At 43.0% G+C, this 4,444-nt stretch carries 3 protein-coding genes and 2 pseudogenes; 2 read left to right on the top strand and 3 right to left on the bottom strand.

Translation table 11 applies throughout. The features are described from left to right. From CLV98_RS22875 to CLV98_RS22860, 3 genes and pseudogenes are all read right to left on the bottom strand, one after another. On the bottom strand, positions 1–2,258 hold a 2,258-nt coding region (locus CLV98_RS22875; RefSeq protein WP_146202346.1), incomplete at its 3' end, for a DUF8696 domain-containing protein. A gap of 771 nt (positions 2,259–3,029) precedes the next feature. Further along, positions 3,030–3,167: pseudogene (locus tag CLV98_RS22865) on the bottom strand (2-C-methyl-D-erythritol 4-phosphate cytidylyltransferase); the annotation flags it as partial. A gap of 159 nt (positions 3,168–3,326) precedes the next feature. Beyond that, positions 3,327–3,812: a carbohydrate-binding protein gene (locus CLV98_RS22860; RefSeq protein ID WP_109678424.1), complete on the bottom strand. Its 486-nt coding sequence runs from the start codon at positions 3,810–3,812 to the stop codon at positions 3,327–3,329. On the opposite strand from CLV98_RS22860, the gene CLV98_RS22855 reads away from it, so the two are divergent. Further along, positions 3,736–4,164 carry an integrase core domain-containing protein gene (locus CLV98_RS22855; RefSeq protein WP_109678422.1) on the top strand — a complete coding sequence of 143 codons (429 nt, stop codon included), beginning with the start codon at positions 3,736–3,738 and terminating at the stop codon, positions 4,162–4,164. The two genes, CLV98_RS22860 and CLV98_RS22855, sit on opposite strands and share 77 nt — an antisense overlap. A 33-nt stretch (positions 4,165–4,197) precedes the next feature. Further along, positions 4,198–4,444: pseudogene (locus CLV98_RS22850) on the top strand (glucosamine-6-phosphate deaminase); the annotation flags it as partial.

Genomic DNA, 4,444 nt, shown 5'->3' with positions numbered 1-4,444 from the left:
ACCCCCGCTCCGGCACAATTGCCTTTATCGGGCCCAGCATCAGCCTTATAGGTATTCAAAATCACCTGGTCCGATTGCTGGCATCCATTGGCATCAGTAACTGTAAGGGTATAAATGGCATTTTCGGTACTACTTACAGATGGGTTGGCCGATGTAGCTCCCGTACTCCAGAGGTACGCATAGGGACTACTACCTCCCGTTGCCGTGGGACTTCCACCCAAATTTTGAGACACCCCCGAGCAGGTCTGCATGATCCCAGTAACTCCCCCACCAGCATCTACAGTAGGTGCAGCGTTGGCCCCTACCAGCACAGCGGCCACCTCGCTGGTACTGTACAGTTCCCCGCCACAACAGGCCCCACCCATGGTAAGCCTTCTAAAATACTTTGAGACGGTAGTCGGGAAGGGCGAATAATTTTTGTCTGTGGCCCCTACCAGATTCGTCCATGGCCCACTGGGAGTATCGGCCACTTGCCACTGATAGTCCAAATTGAGCGGAGCTTGATTAAAAGGGACACCCACATAATTGAACATCTGAGGGAAGTTACCGCCCGGTATCACCATTTCACCTCCTATTAACTGCTGTACCAATCCATTGGCACATACGGTTTGAGAGGCTGGAGACAAGGGATCACTAACAGGAGCTGGTAAGGTCGGACATATTTTATATTTTACAACACCTGGATTATAATTACCTCCCGCAAAAGGCGCCTCCGTTACATTATTTTCATGAAAATAACTCTGAAAATAAATAAAATTACCCTCTACGTACAATTTTCTATAATTGTCTTGAGCAGTATATAACCCTGTATAACCATCATCCTGAATAGAGGAGAAGCATAATTGTCCATCACCTTCAAACTTAGTAATGGCATAGCTAGGGGGATAACTATTGTTATAGCTACTCCCATCGGTAGAGGGTGTATTAACAGTACATTCAAAGCCCAAATAGACCTCTCCATTGGCCATTCCCATGGATGGATAGCCTTCATTCCCGGTCCCTCCAATGAGGGTGGAATAGGCAATTTGCCCCCCGGCGTCAATTTTGGTTAGAAAAACATCGTACCCTCCAACGTAGGGGAGTCCATTCACCACCGGGTAATTAGGCGACGCCGACCTACCCGTCACATACAATTCCCCATTATAAAGCTCGGCTCCATACATCTCTTCATTGCCGCTCCCCCCGATATATCTGGCAAACTGCATAAACCCAGAGGGGCTGAATTTCATCACCACCACATCGTTGCCTCCCCCATGACTGGACCCCGTGGTGATGGGCACAGCGGATGCTACAGAGGTTTTCCCTATCAGGAATACACCAGAGGCATCGGCATATACGCGGCCAAATAAGTTAACACTGGAAATATTCTTACTCCATAAAATTGCTCCTGTATTCGCATTTAGGGCCGTCACTACAGAAGTAGCCGCATTCGCTACGCTGGGATTATAAACACTTTCATCGGTTACAGGGTAATCAGACGACCTTGTCGTAGTAGTTAAATAAATAATCCCAGTAGCATAATCATAGATGGGTCCATAATCAATATTGGCTCCGCCTATCAAAGTAGAATAGAGCAAGGCCCCTGTGCTAGAATAGCGACGTACAAAAAGATCTCTAGATCCTTTATGGCTAGTACCATCCGTGGTATAAAAATCTGAGGCTTCTGTATAACCAGCCACTAGAATTTCATTGCCGATTAATCGAATGGAACTCGTAATATTATCGTAGCCAGAATCCCCATTTTCACCGCCTATATAAGTCGCAAATTCGATAGCTCCGGTATGCTCATCCATTATTACAAAACCAGATTGATAATCTCCAGACCCGTTGGTGGACCCATTTGTGACAGGCAAATCCTGGGATTGTGAGGTAAAGCTGACATATATTTTTCCGTTAGCCACCTCTAAGCCATTTGGATAATCCTCGTCTGAACCACCGAATAAAGTTAGGAGTTGGGTGTCCCCATTTTCATCCATGACCCCAATGACAATCTCAGCCCCTCCTTTATACGTAATTCCATTGGTCACTGGAATGGCTCGGTAACCGTTAATTTGCCCAACTATATAGGTTTTACCTTGGATCACCTTGGAATATAAAATACCATAATTATCACTGGCAATTTGGGAGCCAAGAATTCGGGCCATATCTATCCGTACCTGAGCTTGAGCTACAGGCTTTAGGCCCAGACACAGAAAAAACAGTAAGACCATAAAAGGCCATTTGTTGGCTTTTCGCCAGATTGTAGAAGTCTGTTGCATACGCTCAAAGCTTTAAAGTTTGATGAATTATAGAACAAGTTTTAATCAGTAGAATTTATTTTTATTATTAAATTTTATTATCAATACAAAGCACAAATTAACAACTGTATTTGATAATAAATATACCATTAAATATAAAATACTATACAGATTTTTTGATTCATCATCCAGTTTAACAGAGTCCACTAAGCCTTCCCGTTCTAGCACACCTGGCCATTTACCTCCCTTATTGGGATAGCAGCCTCTCACACTTGGCTTAACTAGCCAAGTGTGAAGTAAATAAAATGCTATTTGAAAATTGAAATAGAATTGGATAATGAAAGGAGTAAAGGGGCTCCAAATGCCACTGTAAATAGAGATCCGATCTTCTATAATGGAAAACAAAATAGCCTCCTTATCGGAAGTCATAAATTAAATCCAATTTCATACTATATTCCATTATGATTAATAATGGCGATGTTATTTCGACATAATGAGGTACGGGTGGCGTAGTGCAATCGAAATTGTAAATAGAAAAATATCAGACCATCTTGAATTGCCCCGAGTAATACTCCTTTGAAGGAAAGAAATATAATGGAGATCGTGTCGTACTTATCCTATTTAAAACAATTAACTCTTATTGTAATCGAATTATTTTCTAGACCATTTTAGATTTTTATACGCTATACTAAATGAATAAACACCCCTAAGAAAAGGAAATAAGGTGGTATTTTCCATAGAAATAAAACGGCAGAACCAATATAGTTGCAAGGCAATTTTAGACTAAAGACCTTAATCCTTCAAATAAACTTTGGCCCATTCAAGATCTTCAGGAGTCGTAATTTTGATATTTTGATAGGATCCTTCGATGAGATGAATGGTAAAACCAGCCTGTTCGAGCACACTGGCACAGTCGGTAAATTGGGGTTGATACCCCATGGTCCGGCTACTATTATTGCAAACTCTTTCATAATCGGACCATAAGGAAGGGTCATTTAAGAGTCGGCACCTGGCCTATACCTACTTAAATATCCATATGTAGACAGAGGAACTTACCTATACTTTCGCACTTTCCACTTTCTGCTACTACTACTGGCCAGCACCGTATACGGCCGAGGGGTGTCCCCCACAAGGGTCAGAAGAGCTCATACTTAGGCCAGTCTCCTGATTTTCGGTGGTAGCATTGAGTTCAAAGTCAGCATCCCCTAGTCCCTTAATAGGGAGGCTGGCGAAACTAATGGTCGGCTTCGCTTTAGCGGTGATTCCTCCTTCAACGACCTCGAACCAGTTAAAATTAAAAGTACCCTTATTGGCAAATAAGCGGATTATCTGACTTCCAGACGGGAGATTGACGGTGGTTTCAATGGTCGTGTATACCTGCCATCCATCCGTCTGGGGCACATTCACCTGACCTAGGAGCTGACCGGTGCTGTTCTGAATCTCTATAATACCATTCCCGAAACTGTTGGCTACTCTAAAACTCAGACTAGCATTTGTAATGGATTGTTGTGATCGTTCTATTATTAGCTGGAAAGCAGGCCTAAGTATGCAGGCTTGTGATATAGAGTTACTCATTCAAAATGCCCTTTTCGAGCGCTTTGGAGATTGTGTACCCGAGGCTGGCCAACTGGAATTACTACATGACAATGGCCCAGAGTATATTGAGAAAAAGTTGCAGCAAAGTCTGAAAAACTGGAATATAGTAGACTGCCACACACCGACCTATTCTCCCCAATCAAACGGGATGTGCGAAGACTTAAATGGGACTTTTAAGCGTGATTATGTTTATGAGAACTGTCTAGATAACCCAGCAACGGTATTAGGTAAAACTCAAGAATGGCTCGATGAATACAATACTTTCGCCCCTCATTCAGCACTTAATATGAAAACTCCAGAAGAATATTTTAACTTTAAACTCGTGGCATAACTAGTCCAGTTTTTAAGCGGAAAGAGCAAGGCGATGAGTGCTGCAGCTGGCCAATATGCGATCGCTGTTATCAAAAATGCATTATTAGAGAGAGATCAGGCGGTAATTGTCACGGCTACCGGTGCCAGCCAAATATACATGGTAAAAACCATTGTTGCTTCTGAGGGCATCGATTGGTCGAAGGCAATCATGTTTCATTTGGATGAATACATAGGGTTACCCGCCACGCATCCGGCGAGTTTCAAAAAATACATTCAGGAGCGCTACCTCGATCAGCTCC

Origin of the sequence: Dyadobacter jejuensis (assembly GCF_003149085.1) — a bacterium.
GTDB lineage: Bacteria > Bacteroidota > Bacteroidia > Cytophagales > Spirosomataceae > Dyadobacter > Dyadobacter jejuensis.
The sequence above is the reverse complement of the archived record's forward strand: the minus strand, read 5'-3'. Positions and strand labels throughout refer to the sequence as shown.

Coding starts and splice junctions, on each gene's coding strand:
- CLV98_RS22860 (WP_109678424.1), bottom strand. CDS start 3,812: ATGAGTAACTCTATATCACAAGCCTGCATACTTAGGCCTGCTTTCCAG.
- CLV98_RS22855 (WP_109678422.1), top strand. CDS start 3,736: ATGGATTGTTGTGATCGTTCTATTATTAGCTGGAAAGCAGGCCTAAGT.